This is a genomic window from Sphingobium sp. VMM (assembly GCF_056790315.1).
In genome coordinates, this window is record NZ_JBXGSI010000009.1 from 16,228 (window position 1) to 40,883 (window position 24,656).

Sequence of the window (24,656 nt, forward strand, 5' to 3'; positions counted from 1 at the left end):
GGCTCATCCGCGCATCTGCTCGACGAAATGGCGACGGCACAGCGCCACATAACGGTCATTGCCGCCAATCTCGGTCTGGGCGCCCTGGCGGATCGCGCGTCCCGACGCATCGACACGCAGGTTCATCGTCGCCTTGCGGCCGCAATCGCACACCGTCTTGATCTCGGTCAGCGCATCGGCGAGGCCGAGCAAATGGGCGCTGCCCTCGAACAATTCCCCCTGGAAATCGGTGCGCAGGCCATAGCAGAGGACGGGAATGCCCAGGCTGTCGCTGACCGCGGCGAGTTGCCAGACCTGATCGCGGGTCAGGAACTGCGCCTCGTCCACCAGCACACAGGACAGTGGTGTCGTGTCATGCTGGGCGGCGATGGCGGCGAGCATGTCGACGCCCGGCTCGAACAGATGCGCCTGCGCCTCCAGCCCGATGCGCGAGGCGATCCGGCCATGGCCGAAGCGATCGTCGACAGCCGCGGTCCACAGCATCGTCGCCATGCCGCGTTCCTGATAGTTGAAGCTCGACTGCAGCAGGGTCGTCGATTTGCCCGCATTCATCGAGCTATAATAGAAATAGAGCTTCGCCATGGCCGCGCTTTAGCGCAGCGTGGGCGCAACGCCAGCCAGGAAACGCACCAGCGCGTCGGCGAGCGCGATCCGCTTGTCGGAGAAGCTGTGATCGGTCGGCCAGACCATCAGGCGGGTATTGGGATTGGCCGACTGGGCGTCCGCCCCGACCTTGCGCGCCATCGCGCCAATCCCCCGGTCCGCGCCGATGATGGTCAGCGGCCGGCGGCCATAGCCGACCAGCTTGCGGCCAAGGTCGAACTTCTGCGCATCGCCCTTGATCTCGGCGGTCAGGCTTTCATAGCTGGCGCCCGACAGCGGCGGCAGGTCGCCCGCCACCTCCGCTTTCCAGCCGGCCTCCCCCTGTGGCGTGGCGAGCGCGGCAACGGTCTGGGCCGGATCCCAGGGATCGATCAGGAACAGCCCGGCGACGCGCGGTTCTGCGGCCGCCGCCTCCGCCGCCATGAAGCCGCCCATGCTGTGGCCGGCGACCACGATCGCGCTGGTGTCGATACGATATTTGGCGACGGTCGAGGCTTCCTCCAGGAACAGCAGCGCGTTGAACGCATCCTCCGCCGCGTTGGTGAAGGAAAAGATGCCGGGGCTGCCCCACGATCCGCGATAATGGAGGGTTAGAACATTCCAGCCGGCGCGGCGCGCGGCCTGAGCCAGATCCAGATTCTGCTCATTGCCCGGAAAACCGTGCAGCAGCAGCAGGGTCGGATGCACGCCGCTGCCCGCCGCGACATACATGACCGCATTCATCGCCCCCTCGCCCGAGGGAAGGACGAACGCGTCCATCCGCGCGGGATTGGCGGCGTCGGGCGCGGGATCGGTGATGACGGCGGGATGGGTGGCGGGTTCGCGGGCGATGGCGGGCGTAGCCAATGCCAAGGCGGCCATACTGATTATCCCGCTCATCTTCATGCGTCTGCCCCTCTTGATCTTCCGGTTCCGGGAAAGACGCTGTTAGCGCTGCCGCACCGTCGCGTCGACGCTGGAAACATTCCGCGACCGGACAAGATATGGCAAGACGCGCCACACAATTGCTGGAGCAAACACATGGCGACCGCGCAAGCCCGTGAAGCCTGTCTCGATCCCATCGTCCTCGTGCAGGACCGATATAGCGGTGCCTATAGTGGCGGGGCATGGCTTGCACTGGCGGAGGGCGATCGCTCCTACGAGGAGGCTTCGCGGATAGGCTGGATCATGAGCCACGGTCCCAGCGGCAATGACCTGGAGGCAGCTGCGTTTTGGCAGGCTCATCCAGCCTGGATTGCTACAGGTAAAACGCCCGACGAGGCGATCGCGCGTTTACGCTCTCAAAATTCCATCGCAGCCATGGCGTAGCCCTCCCCCGGAACAGCGCTCCGGGGGCCAGCCTTTCAATCTTCGCTCTCATCCTGCTCCAGGTCGCGGGCAACCTTGGGGTCGCGGAGCAGCTTGTCGATATGGCTGCCCTCGTCGAAGCTCTCGTCCGACAGGAATTTGAGCTTCGCCGCATATTTGAGGCGGATGCGGTGCGCGACTTCGCGCTGGAGATAGGCGGTGTTGGTGCGCAGCGCCTTGAGCACCGCTTCCTCATCCTTGCCGAGCAGCGACTTGATGAAGACGGTGGCGTGGCGCAGGTCGGGCGACATGCGCACTTCGGTGACGCTGACCACATGCTGGCTCAGCACATCGTCATGCACGTCGCCGCGCTGGAGAATGTCGGAAAGGACATGGCGCACCTGTTCGCCGACGCGCAGCAGGCGGACAGAGGGGCCTTCGGATTGTTGTTGAGCCATAGTCAGACCTTAAAAAACATATCGTCGAGCGAAACATTCAACTCCATGGCCAGCTTGCGCCAGAGTTCCACATTCGCGCTTCTCTTATTGCGTTCTACATTACTGAGATGGGCATGCGTCGAGCCCACCCGTTCCGCCAAAACTTTCAGCGTTAAGCCCCGATGTTTTCGCCATGCGCGTAAAGGGCTTTCCCCGGCCATCATTCCATCGACCACTTTCGCGGGAAGATATTCCTCGCCCTCATCGCGGCGCGCCTCAGCCTCTGCAGCTGCTATCATGTCAGCCTTATCCTCCGCGATCTCGACAAGCCGCTGATAATCCTCAATCGGCAGCATCGCGATCTTCTGGCCCGCGATCTCGACAATCTGAACGGTCATGGGTTCACCTCATAAGCCGATCCGCGCGGCGCTATATCGTCAATCCACAGAATATCCTGATCAAAACGGAAAATCACGCGCCAGTCCTGAACCCGCAAGCGATATTCCGGGCGCCCCTGAAGACGCTTCACATTGGCTTCCAGCGATGCGGGATCGTTCGCCAACTCGTCAATCTTCTGCCGAATAAGCGTTCGCTTGTTCGATCGCAGCAGCGCTCTCATCGCCGTCTTCGAGAAGCGGATATCCACATCCGCAAATTATAGGCACGGCAAAGGCCGGTCAAGAAATTTAGCTCACAGCTAAATTCCTCGACCGGCCTTCTGTAACTCACAGCGTGCGTGCGCGCTCTTCGACTTCGAACAGTTCGAGCGTATCGCCCGGCTTGATGTCGTTGGTGTCCTGCAGGACCGCACCACACTCCATGCCGGCGCGGACTTCGGAGACATCGTCCTTGAAGCGACGCAGCGACGCGATGTTGGTGCGCGATACGATGACATCGTCGCGGGTGAGGCGCGCGGCCAGACCCTTGCGGATGATGCCGTCGAGGACGAGCAGACCAGCGGCCTTGTCCTTCTTGCCGGCCGGGAAGACCTGCAGCACCTCGGCGCGGCCGACGATCGTCTCGATCCGTTCGGGGGCGAGCTGGCCAGCCATTTCGCCGCGAACTTCCTCAAGCAGGTCGTAGATCACGTCATAGTAGCGCAGGCTGATCTTCTCGCGCTCGGCGAGCTGACGGGCCTTGGCATTGGGACGGACGTTGAAGCCGATCAGCGGCGCGCGGCTGGCAGCGGCCAGCGTGACGTCGCTCTCGGTGATCGCACCGACGCCCGAATGCAGGATGCGAACCTTGATCTCGTCGGTCGAGATGCGGTTGAGCGAGGACACGATCGCTTCGACCGAACCCTGCACGTCGCCCTTCACCACCACCGGATATTCGATGACCTTGGTGTTCAGCGCCGAGAACATATGCTCGAAGCTGGTCGGGGCAGCCGTGGTGCGCTTCTTGGTCGCCTGTTCCTGACGATAGGCAGCGACTTCGCGGGCGCGGGCTTCATTCTCGACGACGGTGAGCTGGTCACCGGCCATCGGCACGCCCGACAGACCCAGAACCTCGACCGGGGTCGAGGGACCAGCGACCTTAACCTGCTGGCCCTTGTCGTTGATCATCGCGCGGACCTTGCCGCTTTCCGAACCGATGACGAAGGTGTCGCCGATCTTCAGCGTGCCCTTGCGGACCAGCACGGTCGCAACCGCACCACGGCCCTTGTCGAGCTGTGCCTCGATCACATTGCCTTCGGCGTCGCGATCGGGGTTGGCGGTCAGTTCCATGACCTCGGCCTGGAGCAGGATCTTGGTGATCAGTTCGTCAAGGCCGGTCTTCTTGAGCGCCGACACTTCCACGTCCTGGACGTCACCGCCCATGTCCTCGACCACGATTTCCTCGCTCAGCAGGCGCTCACGCACCTTCTGCGGGTTGGCGTCGGGCTTATCGCACTTGTTGATCGCGACGATCATCGGCACGCCAGCAGCCTTGGTGTGGTTGATGGCTTCGATCGTCTGCGGCATCAGGCCGTCATCGGCCGCCACCACGAGGATGACGATGTCGGTGACGTTCGCGCCACGGGCACGCATTTCCGAGAAGGCTTCGTGACCCGGCGTATCGAGGAAGGTGATGAGGTCACCGCTCTTCGTCTTCACCTGATAGGCGCCGATATGCTGGGTGATGCCGCCGCTTTCGCCGGCCACCACGTCGGTGCCGCGCAGCGCGTCGAGCAGCGAGGTCTTGCCATGGTCGACATGGCCCATGATGGTCACGACCGGGGCACGCGGCTTGAGCGTTTCGGGTGCGTCAGCCTCGCCTTCCATGCCGATTTCGACGTCGGCATCCGACACGCGCTGGATGCGGTGGCCGAATTCCTCGACCAGCAGCTCCGCCGTATCCTGATCGATCGGCTGGTTGAGCGTGACGGCGGTGCCCATCTTGAACAGGGCCTTGACCAGGTCCGCGCCCTTTTCGGCCATACGGTTGGCCAGTTCCTGCACGGTGATGCTTTCGGGCACCACGACGTCGCGGCTCTGCTTCTCGCGCGGCTGGCTGCCGCCCGAATAATGGGCACGACGTTCCTTCTCGCGAGCGCGCTTGAGCGCGGCGAGGCTGCGGGCACGGGCGCTGTCGTCGTCCGCAAGCGCGCGGGTGACGGTCAGCTTGCCGGACTGGCGGCGATTGTCATCGTTGCGCTTGGCACGATCGGGCTTCGCCGGTTCGGGGCGTTTGACCGGCGCGACCGGGGTGAAGCGGCGCGGCGGCGGCATGGTCGAGCTGGTGGTGGCCGGTGCGGCGGGCGCAGCCGGGGCAGCAGCGGCAGGCTCGGCTGCAGCAGCCGGCGCGGCCGGGGCCTCGACCGGCGCAGCCGGCTTGGCGGCTTCGGCAGCCTTGGCCTGCTCGGCGGCTTCGGCAGCCTTGGCGGCCTCGACCTCGGCATTTTCGGCAGCCTGGCGATTTTCCTCGGCGCGGCGCTTTTCTTCTTCGCTCGCGGCAAGGCGCGCGGCATCCTCACGGCGGCGCGCATCTTCCAGCGCGGCCATGCGGGCTTCCTCGGCCTCGCGCAGCAGCTTGGCCTGCAGTTCCTGACGCGACATCAGGCTCTGCGGCGGCGCCTGGCGCACGGGGGCGGGTTGCGGCGCGCGCTGCTGCGGCGCAGGCGCGGCGGGACGGGGTGCGGCCGGCGCTGCGGGCGCGGCCGGCGTCGGATCAGCCTGGGGCGCAGCAGCGGGCGCAGCGCCGGTGCTTTCACCCGGCTTGCCCATGGGGACGCGGCGCCGCTTCACCTCAACCACGACCGTGTTCTTGCGGCCATGGCTGAACTGCTGCTGCACCTGACCGGACTCGACCGTGCGCTTGATCCCCAGCGGCTTGCGGCCCAGAACCGGCTTGTCTTCGTTGCTGTCACTCATCGACTATGTTTAACCCTTCACATCATCATCAGCCGGCGCAGCCGCCGACGCATCATTCCATGCAGCCTCATGCGCCTGCGCATCGGCGGAGTCCTGCTCCCCATGCACCGGCGCCCCGGTAGCGCATCCCAGATAGCTTTCCAAGCGGCCCAGAGCCGCACGCAGGCGCACTGTCGCCCGCGAGTCGGTCACCGCGATATGGACGACATTGTCGCGCCCCATTGCCATAGATAGGGCGTGCCGGTCCACAGGCAAGACGATGCCCGCAAGATCCGTGCCTTCCGCTTCCTGTCCCACGCGCAAGGCCTGGTCCAGTTTTCGATTGCCGTCCGTGCCCGCATCGGCGGCATGGAGCAGCATTTTCACCATGCCCTTGCGGCATGCGACGTCGATCTTTTCCGATCCGGTCAGCAGCATGGAGGCGCGAGCCTCCAGCCCCAGGCGGCTGAGCAGATCCTGCCGCAGCCCGGCCTCCACCAGATCGGGAAGATTGTCGGGAATTTCAAGAGCGCCTTCCTTGAAGGCGCGGGCGAGCGCCCCCTTGAGCTTGCCCTTGGCCAGCGCCGTTTCCAGTTCGGCCCGCGACACGCCGATCCAGGCGCCCCGGCCCGGCGCCTTGGCGCGGACGTCGGGCATCACCTGCCCTTCAGGGCCGATGGCCAGGCGGATCAGCGTTTCGGGATCGGCGCGGTCGCCGCTCAATATGCATTTGCGTTCGGTCATGCGCGCCCCTCCGCCAAAACGGACAAAAGGGCAAGACCAACGCTGTCGAGTAGGCTTATTCTCTCATCGGGGAGTGTCCGCAGCATTGGCGTCCTCCCTGTTTGGAGAAATTGCGCGGTCGGCGATCAACTGACCGCCGGCCGCATAATTTTCGGTCGAGACTTCCGAGATCACGATCTGGACGGCAGCCGCCGGCTTTCCCAGCCGCTCCACGAGCGACTGGGTGACGTCAGCAACGATCGCGGCTTTCTGCTCGCGAGTCGCGCTACCGGCCAGGCGGATGTCGACGAAAGGCATCTTGGCTTACGCTTCCTCGCCTTCGAACCAGTGGGCGCGGGCGGCCATGATGATCTCATTGCCCTGCTCATCGGTCAGACCATAGGCGGCCAGGATGCCGCCCTTGTCCTCATTGCCGCTGTCCGACTTGCGACGACGCTGGTCGACGCGCTTCTTCTGCACCAGTTCATCGGTGGCCAGATCGGCGAGATCGTCGAGCGTCTTGACGCCGGCCTTGCCGAGCGTGACCAGCATCGCTTCGGTGAGGTGCGGCATGTCGGCCAGCGCGTCCTCGACGCCCAGCGCCTGACGCTCTTCACGGGCGGCCTGTTCGCGACGGTCGAGCGCTTCCTGCGCACGGCTCTGCAGCTCGGCAGCCAGGTCCTCGTCGAAACCTTCGATCCCGGCCAGTTCCTCGACGCTGACATAGGCGACTTCTTCCAGCTCGCCAAAGCCTTCGGCGACCAGCAGCTGCGACAGCGTCTCGTCGACGTCCAGTTCGTTCTGGAACATTTCCGAACGGCTGACGAATTCCTTCTGGCGCTTCTCGCTGGCGTCGGCCTCGGTCATGATGTCGATCGCCTTGCCGGTCAGCTGGCTAGCGAGGCGGACATTCTGGCCGCGGCGACCGATGGCGAGCGACAGCTGATCGTCGGGAACGACGACTTCGATGCGCTCTTCTTCCTCGTCGATGACGACGCGGGCGACCTGGGCCGGCTGCAGCGCGTTGACGACGAAAGTCGCGGTATCTTCCGACCAGGGGATGATGTCGATCTTTTCGCCCTGCATTTCCTGCACGACGGCCTGGACGCGGCTACCCTTCATGCCGACGCAGGCGCCGACCGGATCGATGCTGCTGTCACGGCTGATGACGCCGATCTTGGCGCGCGAGCCCGGATCGCGGGCGGCGGCCATGATGGTGATGACGCCATCATAGATTTCGGGCACTTCCTGCGCGAACAGCTTCTTCATGAATTCGGGGTGCGCGCGGCTGAGGAAGATCTGCGGACCGCGATTTTCGCGGCGCACGTTCAGCACGACCGACCGGATGCGGTCGCCGACGCGAACCACTTCGCGCGGGATCTGCTGGTCGCGGCGGATCACGCCTTCGGCGCGGCCCAGATTGACGACGACATGGCCGAATTCGACCGACTTGACGACGCCGGTGATGATTTCACCCACGCGGTCCTTGAACTCGTCGAACTGGCGCTCGCGCTCGGCGTCGCGGACCTTCTGGAAGATCACCTGCTTGGCCGACTGGGCGTCGATACGGCCCAGATCGATCGCGGGCAGCGGATCGACGATGAAGTCGCCGACCACGGCGTCCTTCTTCAGCTTGGCGGCCTGCTTGAGGTCCACCTGCTTGAAATAATCCTCGACCACCTCGACGACCTCGACGACGCGCCACAGGCGCAGGTCGCCGCTGTCCGGGTCCAGCTTGGCACGGATGTCATTCTCGGCGCCGTAACGGGCACGGGCGGCGCGCTGGATCGCATCTTCCATCGCCTCGATGACGATCGCCTTGTCGATCATCTTCTCGCTGGCGACGCTGTTGGCGATCGCGATCAGCTCGGCCTTATTGGCGGAAATGGCGTTGGCCATGACGATAAAACCCTTATTCCTCGGTTTCGAACTCGTCCGCCCCATCGGAGGAGAGCGGCATGGTAGCAGAAATCAGTGCATCGGTCAGCATCAGCTTGGCATCGCCGACCAGCGCGAACGGGATGGTGACGTCGCCGGCCTTAGCATCCTGGAACAGGATATCCTCACCCTCGACGCCCTTGAGGATGCCACGGAAGCTCTTGCGCCCCTCGACCACTTCGGTCGCGGAAATTTTCGCTTCATGGCCCGCCCATTCGAGAAAATCGTGCAAGCGGGTCAGCGGCCGGTCGATACCGGGCGAACTGACTTCCAGACGATAGGCTTCCTCGATCGGGTCGACTTCATCCATCACGTCGGACAGGCGGCGCGAGATCGCGGCGCAATCCTCGATGACCAACTGCTTGGTCTTCGGGTCTTCGGCCATGATCTGCAGCGTATATTCGTCGCCCGATCCGAACAGCTTGATGCGCACGAGGTCGAACCCCAGGGCCTTTACCTCGGGCTCGATCAATGCGGTCAGTTCGGCGATGTCCGCCATGGATACTCCAGAAATCAGATAGGCCAGAAATATATAGCTGCTTGTTGCCGCCGCAGGCTTGGTGCCTGCGACCCTGACATGTGTGACGATGTAAGGAAGCAATATCCATATAGGCAGGTTGCCAATGACCTGCAACATCTTTCGTAAAATGCGCTATTTCAGGGGTCTGCGCGGCCCGTCCAGTCGCGCCACAGCCACGCCAGCAGATAGGGCCGGGCCAGCGCCCGGTCCAGCGCATAGGGAATCCAGCCGGGACCGAACGGCACATAGAGGCGCACCGGCACCCCCTGCCCCCGCGCCACCGCCCGGCAACGACGGCCCGGCAGGCCCCGCAACTGCTCCAGGCTGCACGGCGTGCCGGCGTTGCGCAGCAGGGCCAGCGCCCGGTCGGCCAGCGCGGGGCGATGGGTGGCGATCGCGACCGGTGCCGCGCGGCCGGCCAGCGCTTCGACCAGCGTCAGATAAGCGGCATCGGGATCGACGGCATCGCCCGCCGGGTCGGGCCATTCACCGCGCACGAGCCGGACCGGCGCGCTGCTGTCGCGCAGCCGGGCCGCATCGGCCACGCTGCGCTGCCAGCGGGCGGGCAGGACGATGCCGGTATCGGGAAAGTCGGGCAGCAGCCGTTCGACCGCCGCCAGCGTCTCGTCCGCATCCTGCGGGCCATGGGCGTCGAACACCAGCGACAGGCCGGACTGGCGCGCAATCTGCGCCAGTTCGCGCAGGCTGACCGGATCGAAACGCAGCGGCGGCGCCTTTACCGACAGGCTGAGGTCAAGGCCGCGCGCCCGCTGTGCCACCCGCGCATAGGCGGCCATGATCGACGAGGGATCCCCCCCCGCCCCTTCGAAATAGCCGATCGTGGTGGCAGCGCCGGCGCGGGCCTGTTGCCGGGCGATCGCCACCGCATGGGGGGCGTCGGGTGCCGGGATGACCCGCCCCAGCGCGCCGGGCAGGGCATAACGCGTGTCCCGCAACAGGCGCCAGGCGGCCCCGCCTTTCACCGCCGCCACAGCCGTTGCCGCGACCAGACAATAGCGTCCGCCGCAAAGGCCGCCGCGCCGCGCAGATTATAGGGATAGGTGCGCAACTGGACGCAGTCATGCTCCGTCTGGGTCCAGAGCTTGCGAATCCAGGGTTCGGCAACGCCGAGAAATTCGAAACTGTGCAGCCGCGCCTGCGCCGCCCAGCCGATGGCATGGAGCATCAGCAGCCCGCCCGGCGAACAGGCGTTGAAGGCCGCGTCATGGCCGATCTTGAACAGCCAGTAGCGGCCGTTCCACAGCACCGCCATCTGCATCGAGATGGCGCGGCCATCAATCCGCAGGAAGGAGATGCGCAGGTCGCCGCGCTGCGCCACCGCGCGGAAGAAGGCGCGGAAGATCGCCGCCTGGCGCGGGTCGGTGGCGATGGCGGTGCCGGCCTCGCTCTTCCAGCCCTGCGCCTCGACCGCGACGGCCTCGTCGAACAAGGCATCGAAATTGTCGGCATCCGGCGCCAGCGTCTCGCATTGGAGCATGCCACACCCTTCCGCCTTGCGCCGGGCACGACGGAAATCGGAGCGGCGACCGGCGTTGAAGCGGCTTTCCGGGTCGCGCCACCCCTCATCCAGCGCGATATGGGGACAGGCCATGGCCGGTCGCACGACCAGCCGCCCGCGCCGCCGCACCGCCCGCGCCAGTGCGGGGATCAAGGGCGACCCGGCCGAAATGCGATCGAGCAGCAAGGGATGCGGCAAACGCGCGATCGCGCCGGCCAGCGCATCTGCCGCCGCCGTCCCGTTGCACAGCAAGTCGCCAGGTTCATAGGTCTCGCGCGCGCCGATCATCCGCCAGCGGGCCAGTGCGCCACCATCGCGGCACAGCGGCAGCAGCGCGACCAGATCGGCGCCAGCCCAAACCGTCATGATGCGGCTCGGCCCGGCGGCAATCCGATCGTTCAGCGTGGCCGCGAACAGGCGGGTCTGGGTCGGCCAGTCGGCGCGCGCCTCCAGCCTTTCCCAGGCGCGGGCCAGCGCGGTCGATTCCAGCGCGTCGGCAAGGCATAGCGGCTCGACGCGCAAGGCGCCTGCCTGCGCGCACGCAGCATCGAAATCCGATACGCCGTGCAGCACCATATTCCCCCTCTTGCCGCTCAGTTCTCTAGCGGCAGAAGCTTAAGAAATCGGCTGATCGCCGATGAGGCTTGCATCCATGCCCGCATCCGGTGGAGGATGCGGGCATGGAACCCCCCGCCGAAAAATCGGCTTTCCCCCCGCGAATATTATAACAGGAGTTTCCCATGCTGCGCGTGATGGCCGTCACTCTCCCCCTCGCCCTGCTGGCCTGTTCGGCGGACAATGCGACCGGCCAGAATGCCGGTGCGACCGCTGGGGAAAAGCCGTTCAAGACATCGGTGATTGCCGATTTCGAATCACCCTGGGCGATGACCTTCCTGCCCGACGGGCGGATGCTGATCACCGAAAAGGCCGGTGAGATGATTCTGTTCGATCCGAAGAACGGCACCAAGATCCCGGTCGCCGGCATCCCCAAGGTCGATAGCGCAGGTCAGGGCGCGCTGATGGACATCGTCCCCTCCCCGACATTCGCGCAGGACAAGAAAGTCTATTTCAGCTTTTCCGAGGTCGGCCAAGGCGATCGTGCCGGCGGCAAGGGCGTGGCGCTCGCCACCGGCATCTTCGACCAGGCGAGCGACGGCACGACCAGGCTGGCGGACGTGAAGGTCATTTTCCGCGCCAGCGACTATGTCGAGGGCAATGGCCATTATTCGGGCCGCATCGCTTTCTCGCCGGACGGCAAATATCTCTTCTTCACCAATGGCGAGCGACAGAAGTTCGACCCGGCACAGGACCCCAAATCGACCCTGGGCAAGGTGCTGCGCCTGAACCTCGACGGCACGCCGGCGGCGGGCAATCCGCTCAGCGCCAAGGGCTTCAACCCGGCGGTCTGGTCCTATGGCCATCGCAATCTGCTGGGCATCGCCTTCGACAAGGACGGGCGCCTGTGGGAACAGGAAATGGGACCGCAGGGCGGCGACGAGGTCAACCTGATCAAGCCCGGCCTCAACTATGGCTGGCCCAAGGCGTCGAACGGCAGCCATTATGACGGCCGCGACATTCCCGATCACAAGCCCGGCGACGGCTATGAGGCGCCGAAGGTCTGGTGGAATCCGGTGATCTCGCCGGGCGGCCTGATCTATTATTCGGGCGACCTGTTCCCGCAATGGAAGGGATCGCTGTTCATCGGCGGCCTGTCGAGCCAGTCGCTGGTGCGGGTGAAGCTGGACGGCGAGGATGCGGAAAAGGCCGACCAGTGGGACATGGGCGCGCGCATCCGCGAGGTCGAACAGGGGCCGGACGGCGCGCTGTGGCTGCTGGAGGATGGCGGCAAGTCGCAGGGCCGCCTGCTCAAGCTGACGCCCAAGGCATAGATAGCGGCATGACCGACATGGATGCCCTGCCCGCGCGTACCGGGCAGCAACTGGCGCGCGCCGACATCATTGCCCTGGCGGGCACGCCCCACGTCCTGATCGACTGCGATCTGGAGGCGGCGGAACTGACGCAGCTCGACCTTACCGGCTGGCAGTTCGAGCGCTGCAACCTGCGCAATGCCGATCTGGCCGGCGCCATGCTGGAGCGCACGCGCTGGCAGGGCTGCCGGGGCGGCGGCGCGACTTTCACCGGCTGCGACCTCAGCGACGCGGTGCTGACCGGATGCGATTTCAACAATGCCGTGCTGCGGCGGGCGCGGCTGGAGGGCGCCCGGCTGGCCCAGTGCAAGCTGACCGGCGCCGACCTGTCGGACCTGCGCGCGCTGGAGGTCGACATGGCGGAATGCCTGCTGATCGACGCGCGCCTGCCCGGCCTGTCCTTCCGCAAGCAACGGCTGAGCCGCATCGATTTCTCGCAGGCAGACCTGCGCAAATGCGATTTCCGCATGACCAGTTTCGAGGGCTGCAGCCTGCGCGAGGCGATGCTGGACGGTGCCCGGTTCGAGGGCGCCGACCTGCGCGGCGCGGACATAGGCGGCGTCCATCTGGGCGATGCCAGCCGCTTTCGCGGCGCCACCATCTCGCGCGACCAGGCCGGCGAACTGCTCGCCGAACTGGGGCTCAAGGTGCGCTGAGCCGCCCTATCGGACCGGCGGCATTTCGCTCGCCACCATCTCGCCAGCACCCCGGCCGATCGACCAGAGGCGCCGGGGCGCCTTGGGATCCCAGTCGATCGCCTGGCCGGGGGTGGCAATGCCGATCGTGCCGACATGCTCCAGCACCGATCCCGCCTCGAGCAGTTTCAGCGCATAGACTTCGGGCCGGTCATGACCGGTGGCATAGATCAGCCCGTCGGCGCCCCAGCTGAGGCCCGAGCAGCTTTTCGGCGCAAAGCGGCTCAGCACATCGGCCGGGAAGGCCCAGCTTGCCTCCGCCCGGAAGGCGTCGTCCATCCGCACCAGCAGCGTATAGCGATAGTCGCGCCCCGGCTCGCCGCCCTTGCCCTCATAATTGGCGAAGACCGCCCACCATTTGCCGGCATGCCGATCCATGACGGTCAGCGATCCGGGGCCAAAGCCCAGACTGACGCTGCGGACATGTTTCAGCGTCTTCGTATCGAAAATCTCGACCGCGCTGGTCTGCGGCACGGCCGGATAGTTGGACGCGGCGCAGACCAGTTCGACGCCGACCACGGTGCAACTGTTCATGTGCGGATAAAGGCGGCGCTCCCCCTGCCACTGCGCCACGCGCCGGCCGTCGGCGATGCGATATTTGCCGATCCGGTCATTATCGATCGCATAGACATAAGTGCCGTCGGAGGCTGCGCCCTGATGCGCCTCCGATGCCTTGATCCGCATGCTGACGGGAGATGGCGGCGGCGACGGGGCCTCCGTCGCCTGCTGCGCGACCGCCGCGCCGGCCAGTGCCAGCAGCGCGGTTCCGACAAGCAGCGCCCTTACCATTTGACCGAGGCCCCGACGTAGAAGGTGCGACCATAGCGTTCATTCTGGATCACCCAGTCGCGCACGCCGCCCTGATATTGGCGGGTCGGCTCGTCGGTCAGATTCTGCCCTTCGGCAAAGAGGCGCACATTCTTCGTCACATCCACCCCGATCTTCGCGTCCAGACGACGCAGATCGTCATTATACTGGTCGTTGAGGCGGATATCACCCGCCGACAGCAAGGCGCGGCCGGTATGATGATAGGCGACCGACGCTTCGACAACGCCCTTCTGGTAGAAGAGCTGCGCCCCCCAGAGCAGCTTGGACTGTTCGGGGAAGGCGACGGTGCCACGGTCGGGCATGCGCAGGCTGGAGTCGATCAGGGTGAGGTTGAGGTTCATGCCAAGACCCGAGAGCAGGCCCGGCAGGAAGGTGAACTGCTGCTGCCAGGCGGCTTCCAGGCCGATGATATCGCCCTTGTCGGCGTTGAGCGTCTGGCTGAAATTGATCCGGTCATAGGCAACGCCGCCAAAGCTGCCGTCATTGATGGTATAGCTTTGCGTGAAGATCGGGTTGCGGATGAACTTGGCGAAGGCGCCGACGCTGATCAGGCCGCCGGGCGCGAAATACCATTCGGCCGACATGTCGAGATTGTCCGCGACATAGGGCTTGAGCGCCGGATTGCCGCTCGACACGCTGATCTCGTCCGCGCCCTCCACCGTGACGGTGCCGCCCGGCGACAGGTCGGCATAGCTGGGCCGGCCGATGCTGCGCGAATAGGCAAGGCGGAAGACGGTGTCGTGCGACGGGGTCACGCGCACCACCAGGCTGGGCAGCCAGTTGCTATAGCGGGTGCGGCCCGACGTCGGGCGGACGACGTCGCCTTCCAGCAGATAGCCGTCAATGTCCAGTTCGGTCCGCTCGACCCGCAGGCCGCCCGTGACCGACAGCGCGCCAAAGTCGAGATTGGCCATGGCATAGCCGGCATAGACATTCTCGCTGAGGTCGAAATCGCTCAGCGTTTCATTGGCCAGGCTGGTCGCTTCGTTGAGCACGAACTGCGCGCCGCCCAGCTTGCCCTGGGTATAGGCATCGACAAGGTCGGCATCGATCACCGGGCCGAGGAAATAATTGCGGCCATCGCCCAGCTTCACGATGACGGTGTCGCCAGACAGGCCATCCAGGGTGAAGCGGTTGGCGCTGCTGCCGCGCCCATAGACGTCATTGGAGGAATCAAAGCGCTTGTCGGTCCAGCGGCCATTGGCGCCGAACTTGACGAAGCTGTTCTGGCCGATCGTCGGCAGCTTGCCGGTGAGGTCGAGCCGGCCCTGCCATGTCTTTTCCAGGCCATATTCATCCTGCGCCGAATATTGGCGGAAGCCCAGGTCCGACGGATCGAGATAACCGTCGACCGGCACGGCGCTAAACAGCTTGTCCGAAAAATCGACCGCGACCGCGCCGGGATTGCCCCGGAACTGCCAGAGCTGATTGGGTTCGATCACTTCGTTGCGGGTGCGCGCCGCTCCGAAATCGAGCGACCAGTTGTCAGCCAGCGCGGCCGTGCCGCCGGCCATGAAGGACAGGACCGACTTTTCCTTATATTCCAGACGCAGGTCGGAACGCTGCTCGCTGGTGGAGGCAATGCCGGTCAGCCCATTGGCATCCCAGTCGATGTCGGAGAAATCGAGCCGGAAGCGCTGGCGATACTCATCCTCGGAGAATTTGGAATAGATGCCGCGAACATAGAGTTGGACGCTCTCGCCGCGCCAGTCGAACGAGCCGGCCGCGCCGATCCGCTCACGCTTGAGGCGATAGTCATTATATTTGATGTTGACCGGTACGGCGCCGCGCGCGGCATCGGCGTCGGGCGTCCAGTCATCGGGATAGATGCCATAGCTGGTATAGGTGCGGTCGGAATAGCTGGCGCCCAGCAGGATGCCAAACTGTTCGTCCGTGCCGAAGCGGGTGCCGATGGTGACATCGCCCTTGATCGGCTGGTCGCCCTTGCGCAGTTCCTGATAGCCGACCTGCCCGTTCGCCTGGAAGATGAAGCGATCGTCGAAGTCGAAGGCGGTCTGGGTGACGAGGTTGATGGTCGCGCCGATGCCCTGGCCGGTCAGGTCGGCGGTTTTCACCTTGGCGACCTCCACCTGCTTCAAAAGCTGGCCCGACAGGATGTCGAGCGGCAGGCGCCGGTCGAGCCCGTCGGGATTGCCGATCTCGAAGCCATTGATGGTATAGCCGTTGAGGCTGGAGGGCACGCCGCGCACCGCGACATAGCGTCCCTCGCCCTGGTCATATTGGACGCCGACGCCGGGCAGGCGCTCGACCGCTTCGGCCACATTCTTGTCGGGAAGCTGGCCCATATCGTCGGACGCAGTCACATCGACGATGCCCAGCGCCGCCCGCTTCTGGTCGATGGAACGCTGCAACTGCGCGCGCTGGCCGGTGACGACGATGCCGCCATCCTCCTCGGGCAGCGGCTGCTGCGCATGGGCGGTGCCGGCGATCGCGAGTGCGAACAGGCTGATGGATGCCGCAAAAATCCTGGTCATGATCGAGTCCCCTCTGGTCGGGGTCGCGATTAGGAAAGCTGCGCGACAGCGGCGTTTCCGAAGCGCTGCACCGCGATGACCGATTAATGACATTTTGAAGACCGGACCATCTTGCGACCGCGAGAGACGCCCCCTTTCGGCCGCCCGGCCGGCTTCCTATCTTGCGGGCCTTCTCTCCCTCTCCCACTTCTGGAGACCTGCATGAGCGCTCCCAAGCTGTTCCAGCCCTTCGATGTCGGCGGCCTTGCCCTCGACAACCGCATCGTGATCGCGCCGATGTGCCAATATTCCGCCGTCGACGGCGAGATGAACGACTGGCACCTCATTCATCTCGGCCAGCTTGCCCTGTCGGGCGCGGCGTTGCTGACGATCGAGGCGACCGCAGTGCTGCCCGAGGGGCGGATCAGCCATGCCGATGTCGGCCTGTGGGATGATGCCACGCAGGCGGCGATGCAGCGTGTGCTGGACGGCGTGCGGCGCCATAGCGACATGCCCATCGCGATTCAGCTCGGCCATGCCGGGCGCAAGGCATCTACCGAAGTGCCATGGAAGGGCGGCGCGCAGATCGCGCCCGACGCGGTCAATGGTTGGCAGACGGTCGCCCCCTCCGCCCTGCCCTTCACGCCGGGCACCAACGCGCCGATGGCGCTGGACCAGGCCGGGATCGAGCGGCTGCGAGATGCCTTCGTCGCGGCAGCGAAGCGGGCTGACGCGATCGGCATCGATGCGGTGCAACTCCATGGCGCCCATGGCTATCTGCTGCACCAGTTCCTCTCGCCGCTCTCCAACCAGCGCGACGATGATTATGGCGGCAGCCTGGAAAAGCGGATGCGCCTGCCGCTGGAGATTTTCGACGCGGTGCGCGCGGCCCTGCCCGCGCACAAGCCGGTGACGATGCGCGTGTCGGGCACCGACTGGGTCGATGGCGGCTGGGACATCGAACAGACGATCGCCTTCGCCAAGGCGCTGGAAGCGCGCGGCTGCAGCGCCATCCATGTGTCGAGCGGCGGCCTAGACCCGCGCCAGGATATTCCGGTGGGGCCGAGCTATCAGGTGCCGCTGGCCCGCGCGGTCAAGCAGGCGATCGACATGCCGGTGATCGCCGTCGGCCTGATCACCGATTTCGAACAGGCCGAAGCGATCATCGGCACCGGCGACGCCGATCTGATCGCGATCGCCCGCACCATCCTCTATGATCCGCGCTGGCCCTGGCACGCGGCCGCGCATTTGGGCGCTTCGGTGAAGGCCGCGCCGCAATATCTGCGCTGCCAGCCGCGCCAATATCGCAATCTGTTCGACGCGCCGAAGGGCTGAAACGATAAACGGGGCCTTTCGGCCCCGTTTATCCTGGAACAGCCGATCCGATTGTATCGGTTCGACTGTTCCAGTTCTTATTTTGCGCGTTTTCCGAGTCAGCAGGCGATCCCGCCTACTTCGAAAACGCTTTATACCAACCGGCTCTGCTTGACCGCCGCTTCGATGAAGCTGGCGAACAGCGGGTGCGGGTCGAACGGCTTGGACTTGAGTTCCGGGTGGAACTGCACGCCCACGAACCAGGGATGGTCGGGCCGCTCGACGATTTCGGGCAGCGTGCCATCCGGCGACATGCCCGAGAAAATCAGGCCACCCTTTTCCAGCGGTTCGCGATAGCCGGCATTGACTTCATAGCGGTGGCGGTGACGCTCGCTGATGTCTTTGCTGCCATAGATGCCGGCGACGACGCTGTTGCCCGCCAGCTTAGCCGGATAGGCGCCCAGACGCATGGTGCCGCCCAGATCGGTCTCGGCGGTGCGCTTCTGCAGGCCTTCCTTGCTCATCCATTCGGTGATGAGGCCGACGACCGGCTCGCTGGTTTCGCCGAACTCGGTGGTCGAGGCATTCTCGATCCCCGCCGTGTTCCGCGCGCCTTCGATGCAGGCCATCTGCATGCCAAGACAGATACCAAAGAAGGGCACGTCGCGTTCGCGCGCGAACTTGACCGATGCGATCTTGCCCTCCGACCCGCGCACGCCAAAGCCGCCGGGGACGAGGATGCCGTGCATCGGTTCGAGGCTGGCGGCGAGGTCGTCGCCCTTCTCGAACAGTTCGGCGTCGATCCACTTGATGTTGACCTTCACCCGGTTGGCAAGGCCACCATGGTGCAGCGCTTCGTGCAGCGACTTGTAGGCGTCGAGCAGGCCGACATATTTGCCGACCACGCCGATCGTCACTTCGCCCTCGGGGTTGAGCTGACGATCCATGATGTCGGTCCAGCGGTCCATCGACGGCGCGGGCGCATCGGTGATGCCGAAGGCGCGCAGCACTTCATTGTCGAGCCCCTCGGCATGATATTGCTCGGGCACGGCATAGATGCTCTTGGCGTCGAGCGCCGGAATGACCGCCTCGGGACGGACATTGCAGAAGAGGGCGATCTTCTTGCGCTCGCTTTCGGGCAGCGGATGTTCGGCGCGGCACAGCAGGATGTCGGGCTGGATGCCGAGCGAGGTCAGCTCGCGCACGCTATGCTGGGTCGGCTTGGTCTTCAGTTCGCCGGCTGCCGCAAGATAGGGCACCAGGGTCACGTGGACGAAGATCGACTGGCCGCGATCAAGATCATTATGGAGCTGGCGAATCGCTTCCATGAAGGGCAGCGATTCGATGTCGCCGACGGTGCCGCCGATTTCGCACAGCACGAAGTCGAGATCGTCGGTCTCCGCCGTGGCGAACGCCTTGATCTCGTCGGTGACGTGCGGGATGACCTGGACGGTCGCGCCCAGATAGTCGCCGCGCCGTTCGCGCTGGATGATGGTCTGATAGACCCGGCCCTGGGTGACATTGTCCGACTGGCGCGCCGACACGCCGGTAAAGCGTTCATAATGGCCAAGATCGAGGTCGGTTTCCGCCCCGTCGTCGGTCACATAGACTTCGCCATGCTGATAGGGCGACATCGTGCCCGGATCGACGTTGAGATAGGGGTCGAATTTCCGGATTCGCACGCGATAGCCCCGCGCCTGCAACAGCGCTGCCAAGGATGCGGCCATGAGGCCCTTACCAAGCGAGGAGACCACGCCGCCGGTGATGAAAATATACCGCGTCATGGGAGAAGAGGCTTAGCCTTATACAAACGAGTTGAGCAAGCGCGCGAATCCGCACGCTCGCAAAAAATATGGCGATGAACGACGAAAAGGTCAGTTAGCGAGCGGAACTGCGCCGTTCGCTGCCGAACCATTGCCGGCGGCACTGGCCGCACCGGCCAGCGGTTCGGCGTTGCCGGTCGCGGGCGCGGGGGCCTGCGTGGCGGGGGCCGACTTGACCAGCGAGGTATCGATGTCGCCGCCTGCATGACGGACCGAGGCGATGACCGCCAGGGTGATCGACAGCAGGACGAAGATGGTCGCCAGGATCGTGGTCGAACGCGTCAGGAAATCCGCCGCGCCGCGCGCCGACATCAGCCCGGCCGGGCTGCCACCGACGCCCAGACCGCCACCTTCCGACTTCTGCATCAGAATGACGGTGACCAGCAGGGCAGCGACGATCGCCTGCACGACGAGAAGGAAGGTGAACATGCGGGTTCTTTTCTGTCCAATGAAGGAATGCGTTGGCGCGCACATAGCGATGATGGGCCGCCGGGGCAACCGGCGAGCCTGTCGATATGAACGAAGGCATGGATGAGGGCGCGTGCAGAGGGTGCTGCGGATGGCTTGCAATGGCCCATATAATCAAGTCTGAACAGTGAAAGAACCGTTCGGGCTGAGCGAAGTCGAAGCCCTCGGCCGAGCGGAGCGAGGCAATAGCTTCGCCTTCGCTCAGCAGCGCCCTTCGACTTCGCTCAGGGCGAACGGAGTGAAGATAGCCAGCCCCTTCAACGCACAGCCAGCAACGAGCCCGACTCGCATCAGGCCAGAATGCCCCCTCTTCCGCACGAAGAGAGGGCGTTCGGCATCAATCCGCGGCGGCGATCACCGGTTCGAACTTGGCGGCCGACAGGCTGGCGCCGCCGACCAGACCGCCGTCGACGTCCGGCAGGGCGATGATCTCGGCGGCATTGTCGCCGTTCATCGATCCGCCATAGAGGATGCGCATGGCATCGGCCTGTTCCTGGCCGATCCGGCTGGCAAGCGCGGCGCGCAGGGTGGCGTGCATCGACTGGATCGCCTCCAGCGTCGGGATGCGGCCGGTGCCGATCGCCCAGATGGGTTCATAGGCAACGGCCAGCCAGTCGGCGCTTGCGCCTTCGGGCAGAGAGGCGAGCAACTGGGCGGTGACCACTTCGTCGGCATCGCCAGCATCGCGCACGGCGAGCGTTTCGCCCACGCACAGGATCACCTTCATGCCCGCGGCATGGGCGGCGACCGATTTGGCGGCAACATCGGCGTTTGTCTCGCCGCGCGTCTCGCGCCGTTCGCTATGGCCAGTGATGACCCAGGTAGCCCCCGCCTCGATCAGCATCTCGGCCGACAGCGAGCCGGTATAGGCGCCGCTCAGTTCCATATGGCAGTTCTGGGCGCCGATGAAGGCTGCGCCCCTCAGCTGCGACCCGGCCATGATCAGCGTGGCCGGCAGGCAAAGCCCGACTTCCACCGCCGGATGCTGCGCGGCGAGCTTGCCGATCGCCTCCACCTCGTCGAGATGCGCGCGCATCCCGTTCATCTTCCAGTTGCCGACCACCAGCTTGCGCCTGCTCATCGGTCCAAGTCCCCTTGTGATTATTGCTGCACGTGCCCGCAGCGGGTCCCCACGGCATGCACCGCGTCTCCTGGTTCCGCTTTCAGGCAATCAAGCCGATGGACGGCGATGCAGCATTTGTCCAGACCGTCCGCCACGGCCGCACTTGCCGCCGGGTCGATCCGCCCCTAAAGCGGGCCGCCATATCGCCGCATAAAAACCGGACATTCTCATGCTCTCTGTCTTCCGCAGTTTCATCCGTTCCAAATTCGGCGCCTTTTTCGCGATCCTCTTTCTGGGGTTGATCGCGGCGGCGTTCATCCTGGGCGACATTTCCAGCGGCAAGTTCGGGACCGGCCTGGGCGGCGGCGACACCGTCGCCAAGGCCGGCGGTTCCAAGCTGCGCATGAGCGAGCTGCAGGACCGCATCCAGCGCGTGTTCGAAAATGCGCGCCGCGAAAATCCGGGCATGCAGATCGGCGATTTCTTTGCCCAGGGTGGTGGCAAGCAGGTGTTCGACCAGCTGGTTGCCGCGCTGACGCTCAAGCAGTTCGCCAGCGATCAGGGCGTCCATATCAGCAAGCGGCTGGTCGATGCGCAGATCGCGCAGATCCCCGCCTTCCAGGACGCGGCCGGCAATTTCAGCCAGGATAATTTTCGCGCCCTGCTGCAGCGTGAGCGGATCAGCGAACAGTCGCTGCGCGACGATATCAGCCGTGAAATCCTGCAGCGCCAGCTGCTGGCCCCGGTCGGTCTGGGCGTGAAGCTGCCCGACAGCGTGGCGCTGCCCTATGCATCGCTGCTGCTGGAAGAACGCCAGGGCACGATCGCCGCGATCCCGGCCGCCGCCTTCCTGGACGCCAAGGAGCCGACCGACGCGCAGGTCGCCGATTTCTACAAGAAGAATGCCGCGCGCTACACCATCCCGGAACAGCGCCGCATCCGCTATGCCGTGATCGACAGCGAGCGTTTCGCCCAGGCGGCCCAGCCGACCGAGGCGGAAATCACCGCCGCCTACAACCAGAACAAGGCGGCCTATGCCGCCAAGGAAAATCGCAGCGTCGAGCAACTGGTGCTGCCGACCCAGGCGGGCGCCAAGGCAATCGCCGACCAGGTGAAGGCCGGCAAGACGCTGGCCGCCGCCGCCCAGGGTGCGGGCCTGGCCGTATCGACCCTGACCGACCAGAGCCGCGAGGCGCTGGCCGCCACCGCGTCCAAGCCGGTCGCCGACGCCGCCTTTGCCGCCAAGCAGGGCGAACTGGTCGGCCCGGTCCGTGGTTCGCTCGGCTGGATCGTGCTGCGCGTCACCGCGCTCAACAATGTCCCGGCCCGTGCGCTGGCGTCGGTGCGCGATGAAATCATTGCGACGCTGCGCACCCAGAAGGAAAAGCAGCTGCTGACCGACTTCACCGGCAAGATCGAGGATCAGATCGCCAATGGCGGCACCTTCGAGGAAGTCGCGAAGGATAATGGCCTGAAGCTGGAAACCTCGCCGCTGCTGGTGTCGAGCGGCAAGCAGGTCGAGGACGAGACCTATCAGCCCAACAGCGACCTGCAGCCGCTGCTGGCCCCCGTCTTCGCGATGAGCGCCGACGATGATGCCCAGCTGGTGCCGATCACCGCCGACAAGCGCTATGCGCTGGCCGCGCCGGGCGACATCGTCGCCCCCGCCCCGCCGCCGCTCGCCAAGATCAAGCCGCTGGTCGTGGCGCAGTACAAGCTGAGCCAGGGCTATGAGAAGGCGCAGAAGGTGGCCGAGGACATCCGCGCCAAGGTCGCCAAGGGCACCAAGCTGGCCGATGCGCTGGCCCAGGCCGGCGTCAAGCTGCCCGCCCCGCAGGTCGTGGGTGGCCGTCGCGCCGACCTGATGCGCGGCCAGCAGCGCCCGCCGGCGGAAATCGCCATCCTCTTCTCGATGGCCGCCAACAGCGTGAAGACCCTGCCGATCGGCCAGGATCGCGGCACCTTCGTGGTGCAATTGAACGCCATCAAGCGTGGCGACGCCGCCGGTCAGCCCGAATTGCTGAACCAGGTCCGCACCCAGCTCGGCGACGTCGTGGGCGAGGAATATGGCGCCCAGTTCGAGCGCGCGATCGAGAAGGACATGGGCGTGACCCGCAAGGCGAACGCCGTGGCCGAAGCCCAGAAGGCGCTGTCCGCCACCAACAGCGGCGAGCAGTAAGATGGCGGCGCAGGGGGGAATGGTGGACGGCACGGCCGTCGCTCGCGCGGCACTGGCACAGGGTCGTTCGGGCCTGGTGTGGCGGCGGCAGATTGCCGACACCGACACGCCGATCTCCGCTGCGCTCAAGCTGTTCGAGCCGGACCGGGGCGACTTCCTGCTGGAATCGGTCGAGGGCGGCGCGGTGCGTGGCCGCTACAGCCTGATCGGCCTGGCCCCCGACCTCGTCTATCGCGCCGAGGGGGCAAAGGGCGAGATCAACCGCCAATGGGCGACCGATCGCGACGCCTTCGTCCTGGCCGAACAGGATGCGTTGCAGGCGCTGCGCGCACTCGTGGCCGAATGCCGCGCCGATCTGGACCCCGCCCTGCCAGCCGCACTCGCCTGTCTGGTCGGCTATTTCGGCTATGAGACGGTAGGCCTGGTCGAAAAGCTGCCCCGCCCGGCCGCCAACGACATCGCCCTGCCCGACATGCTGTTCGTGCGGCCGACCGTCATCCTGGTGTTCGATCGCCTGGCCGACGCCCTGTTCCTGGTCGCCCCGGTATGGAAGGATCAGGCCGCCGACGCGGAAAAGGCCATCGCGCAGGCGCTGGAGCGGATCGACGCGACCGCCGCGCGCCTGGCTGCGCCGCTGCCGGCCGTGCCCGCCCCGGCCGACATTGCCGAGATCGACGTGACGCCGGTGTTGGAACCGGGCCGCTACGCGCAGATGGTCGACCGCGCCAAGGACTATATCGTCGCAGGCGACATCTTCCAGGTGGTGCTGGCGCAGCGCTTCACCAGCCCGTTCACCCTGCCGCCGATCGCGCTCTATCGCGCACTGCGCCGGATCAACCCGTCGCCCTTCCTCTATTATCTCGACCTGCCCGGCTTTGCGCTGATCGGGTCGAGCCCGGAAATCCTGGTCCGCGCCCGCGATGGCGAAGTGACGATCCGGCCGATCGCCGGCACCCGCCCGCGCGGCAAGAATGCGGTGGAGGACGCCGCCAACCGCGCCAGCCTGCTCGACGATCCCAAGGAACGGGCCGAGCATCTGATGCTGCTGGACCTGGGCCGTAACGATGTCGGCCGCGTCGCCAGCGCCGGCAGCGTTACCGTGACGGAAAGCTATACGGTCGAATTCTACAGCCATGTAATGCACATCGTGTCGAACGTGGTCGGCCGTCTGGCGCCCGAAAAGGATGCGATCGACGCGCTGTTCGCGGGCTTCCCCGCCGGCACCGTGTCGGGCGCGCCCAAGGTCCGCGCCTGCGAGATCATCGCCGAACTGGAGCCGGAAACGCGCGGCGCCTATGCCGGCGGCGTCGGCTATTTCGGACCGGACGGCAATATGGACAGTTGCATCGTGCTGCGCACCGCCGTGCTGAAGGATGGCGTGATGCACGTCCAGGCCGGCGCTGGCATCGTCGCCGATTCGACCGCCGAATATGAGCAGCGCGAATGCGAGGCCAAGAGCGGCGCCCTGCTCGCCGCCGCGCGCGAAGCCGTCAGCCTGGCCAAGCAGGCTGGCTACGGGCAGTAA

The 24,656-nt window shown here is 65.4% G+C and carries 23 protein-coding genes; 6 read left to right on the top strand and 17 right to left on the bottom strand.

Going from position 1 to position 24,656, the window contains the following annotated elements; translation table 11 throughout:
* Positions 1-3 precede the first annotated feature (3 nt).
* Both ACUCV3_RS12925 and ACUCV3_RS12930 read right to left on the bottom strand, forming a co-directional pair.
* Positions 4-582: a thymidine kinase gene (locus ACUCV3_RS12925; protein ID WP_048939451.1), complete on the bottom strand. Its 579-nt coding sequence runs from the start codon at positions 580-582 to the stop codon at positions 4-6.
* Between the two features lie 9 nt (positions 583-591).
* The gene (locus ACUCV3_RS12930; RefSeq protein ID WP_048939452.1) at positions 592-1,488 is read right to left on the bottom strand and encodes an alpha/beta hydrolase family protein; all 897 of its coding nucleotides are present in this window, start codon (positions 1,486-1,488) and stop codon (positions 592-594) included.
* 135 nt (positions 1,489-1,623) lie between these two features.
* On the opposite strand from ACUCV3_RS12930, the gene ACUCV3_RS12935 reads away from it, so the two are divergent.
* The gene (locus tag ACUCV3_RS12935) at positions 1,624-1,911 is read left to right on the top strand and encodes a hypothetical protein (RefSeq protein ID WP_048939453.1); all 288 of its coding nucleotides are present in this window, start codon (positions 1,624-1,626) and stop codon (positions 1,909-1,911) included.
* A gap of 35 nt (positions 1,912-1,946) precedes the next feature.
* Here the strand turns inward: ACUCV3_RS12935 and rbfA are convergent, their stop codons facing one another.
* The 10 genes from rbfA to ACUCV3_RS12985 all read right to left on the bottom strand — a co-directional run bounded on the left by rbfA (position 1,947) and on the right by ACUCV3_RS12985 (position 10,935).
* Complete coding sequence (rbfA, locus tag ACUCV3_RS12940; RefSeq protein ID WP_048939454.1) at positions 1,947-2,348, bottom strand: 30S ribosome-binding factor RbfA; 402 nt, start codon at positions 2,346-2,348, stop codon at positions 1,947-1,949.
* A 2-nt stretch (positions 2,349-2,350) separates the two neighbouring features.
* Entirely contained in the window at positions 2,351-2,725 is a 375-nt protein-coding gene (locus ACUCV3_RS12945) for a helix-turn-helix domain-containing protein (RefSeq protein ID WP_048939455.1), read from the bottom strand.
* Positions 2,722-2,973, bottom strand: a complete 252-nt coding sequence (locus tag ACUCV3_RS12950) for a type II toxin-antitoxin system RelE family toxin (protein WP_048939456.1) — start codon at positions 2,971-2,973, stop codon at positions 2,722-2,724. Before ACUCV3_RS12950 ends, ACUCV3_RS12945 begins: the two co-directional genes overlap by 4 nt.
* 79 nt (positions 2,974-3,052) lie before the next feature.
* Positions 3,053-5,680 (bottom strand): translation initiation factor IF-2, encoded by a 2,628-nt coding sequence (gene infB, locus ACUCV3_RS12955; RefSeq protein WP_107917572.1) that lies wholly within the window; start codon positions 5,678-5,680, stop codon positions 3,053-3,055.
* A 9-nt stretch (positions 5,681-5,689) separates the two neighbouring features.
* Positions 5,690-6,403, bottom strand: a complete 714-nt coding sequence (locus ACUCV3_RS12960) for a DUF448 domain-containing protein (protein WP_010337417.1) — start codon at positions 6,401-6,403, stop codon at positions 5,690-5,692.
* Between the two features lie 63 nt (positions 6,404-6,466).
* Entirely contained in the window at positions 6,467-6,700 is a 234-nt protein-coding gene (locus ACUCV3_RS12965; protein WP_017499897.1) for a tautomerase family protein, read from the bottom strand.
* 6 nt (positions 6,701-6,706) lie between these two features.
* Positions 6,707-8,281 carry a transcription termination factor NusA gene (nusA, locus tag ACUCV3_RS12970; protein ID WP_048937887.1) on the bottom strand — a complete coding sequence of 525 codons (1,575 nt, stop codon included), beginning with the start codon at positions 8,279-8,281 and terminating at the stop codon, positions 6,707-6,709.
* A 13-nt stretch (positions 8,282-8,294) separates the two neighbouring features.
* Positions 8,295-8,819 carry a ribosome maturation protein RimP gene (rimP, locus tag ACUCV3_RS12975; protein WP_048937897.1) on the bottom strand — a complete coding sequence of 175 codons (525 nt, stop codon included), beginning with the start codon at positions 8,817-8,819 and terminating at the stop codon, positions 8,295-8,297.
* 158 nt (positions 8,820-8,977) lie between these two features.
* On the bottom strand, positions 8,978-9,823 hold the full coding sequence (locus ACUCV3_RS12980) for a proline dehydrogenase family protein (protein ID WP_122928811.1): 846 nt from the start codon (positions 9,821-9,823) through the stop codon (positions 8,978-8,980).
* Positions 9,820-10,935, bottom strand: a complete 1,116-nt coding sequence (locus ACUCV3_RS12985) for a GNAT family N-acetyltransferase (protein WP_048937886.1) — start codon at positions 10,933-10,935, stop codon at positions 9,820-9,822. Before ACUCV3_RS12985 ends, ACUCV3_RS12980 begins: the two co-directional genes overlap by 4 nt.
* A 164-nt stretch (positions 10,936-11,099) precedes the next feature.
* On the opposite strand from ACUCV3_RS12985, the gene ACUCV3_RS12990 reads away from it, so the two are divergent.
* Both ACUCV3_RS12990 and ACUCV3_RS12995 read left to right on the top strand, forming a co-directional pair.
* Complete coding sequence (locus ACUCV3_RS12990) at positions 11,100-12,248, top strand: PQQ-dependent sugar dehydrogenase (protein ID WP_048937885.1); 1,149 nt, start codon at positions 11,100-11,102, stop codon at positions 12,246-12,248.
* Between the two features lie 8 nt (positions 12,249-12,256).
* A complete protein-coding gene (locus tag ACUCV3_RS12995) occupies positions 12,257-12,943 on the top strand; it encodes a pentapeptide repeat-containing protein (RefSeq protein ID WP_482240678.1) in 687 nt (228 codons plus the stop codon).
* 6 nt (positions 12,944-12,949) lie between these two features.
* Here the strand turns inward: ACUCV3_RS12995 and ACUCV3_RS13000 are convergent, their stop codons facing one another.
* Together ACUCV3_RS13000 and ACUCV3_RS13005 are read right to left on the bottom strand one after the other, a co-directional pair.
* A complete protein-coding gene (locus ACUCV3_RS13000) occupies positions 12,950-13,771 on the bottom strand; it encodes a hypothetical protein (protein WP_048937883.1) in 822 nt (273 codons plus the stop codon).
* Positions 13,765-16,305 (bottom strand): TonB-dependent receptor, encoded by a 2,541-nt coding sequence (locus tag ACUCV3_RS13005; protein WP_048937882.1) that lies wholly within the window; start codon positions 16,303-16,305, stop codon positions 13,765-13,767. The genes ACUCV3_RS13000 and ACUCV3_RS13005 overlap by 7 nt, the downstream gene beginning before the upstream one ends.
* Positions 16,306-16,506: 201 nt before the next feature.
* Here ACUCV3_RS13005 and ACUCV3_RS13010 point away from each other — a divergent pair, with 201 nt between their 5' ends.
* The gene (locus tag ACUCV3_RS13010) at positions 16,507-17,619 is read left to right on the top strand and encodes an NADH:flavin oxidoreductase/NADH oxidase (RefSeq protein ID WP_048937881.1); all 1,113 of its coding nucleotides are present in this window, start codon (positions 16,507-16,509) and stop codon (positions 17,617-17,619) included.
* 131 nt (positions 17,620-17,750) lie between these two features.
* Here ACUCV3_RS13010 and pyrG read toward each other — a convergent pair whose 3' ends face one another.
* From pyrG to tpiA, 3 genes are all read right to left on the bottom strand, one after another.
* The gene (pyrG, locus tag ACUCV3_RS13015) at positions 17,751-19,382 is read right to left on the bottom strand and encodes a CTP synthase (RefSeq protein WP_048937880.1); all 1,632 of its coding nucleotides are present in this window, start codon (positions 19,380-19,382) and stop codon (positions 17,751-17,753) included.
* A gap of 90 nt (positions 19,383-19,472) precedes the next feature.
* On the bottom strand, positions 19,473-19,850 hold the full coding sequence (gene secG, locus ACUCV3_RS13020; protein ID WP_482240679.1) for a preprotein translocase subunit SecG: 378 nt from the start codon (positions 19,848-19,850) through the stop codon (positions 19,473-19,475).
* Between the two features lie 376 nt (positions 19,851-20,226).
* A complete protein-coding gene (tpiA, locus tag ACUCV3_RS13025) occupies positions 20,227-20,970 on the bottom strand; it encodes a triose-phosphate isomerase (RefSeq protein WP_048937879.1) in 744 nt (247 codons plus the stop codon).
* Positions 20,971-21,181: 211 nt separating this feature from the next.
* Between tpiA and ACUCV3_RS13030 the strand changes: the two genes are divergently transcribed.
* Together ACUCV3_RS13030 and trpE are read left to right on the top strand one after the other, a co-directional pair.
* On the top strand, positions 21,182-23,131 hold the full coding sequence (locus ACUCV3_RS13030) for a peptidylprolyl isomerase (protein ID WP_037517726.1): 1,950 nt from the start codon (positions 21,182-21,184) through the stop codon (positions 23,129-23,131).
* Between the two features lies 1 nt (position 23,132).
* A complete protein-coding gene (gene trpE / locus ACUCV3_RS13035; RefSeq protein ID WP_080993589.1) occupies positions 23,133-24,656 on the top strand; it encodes an anthranilate synthase component I in 1,524 nt (507 codons plus the stop codon).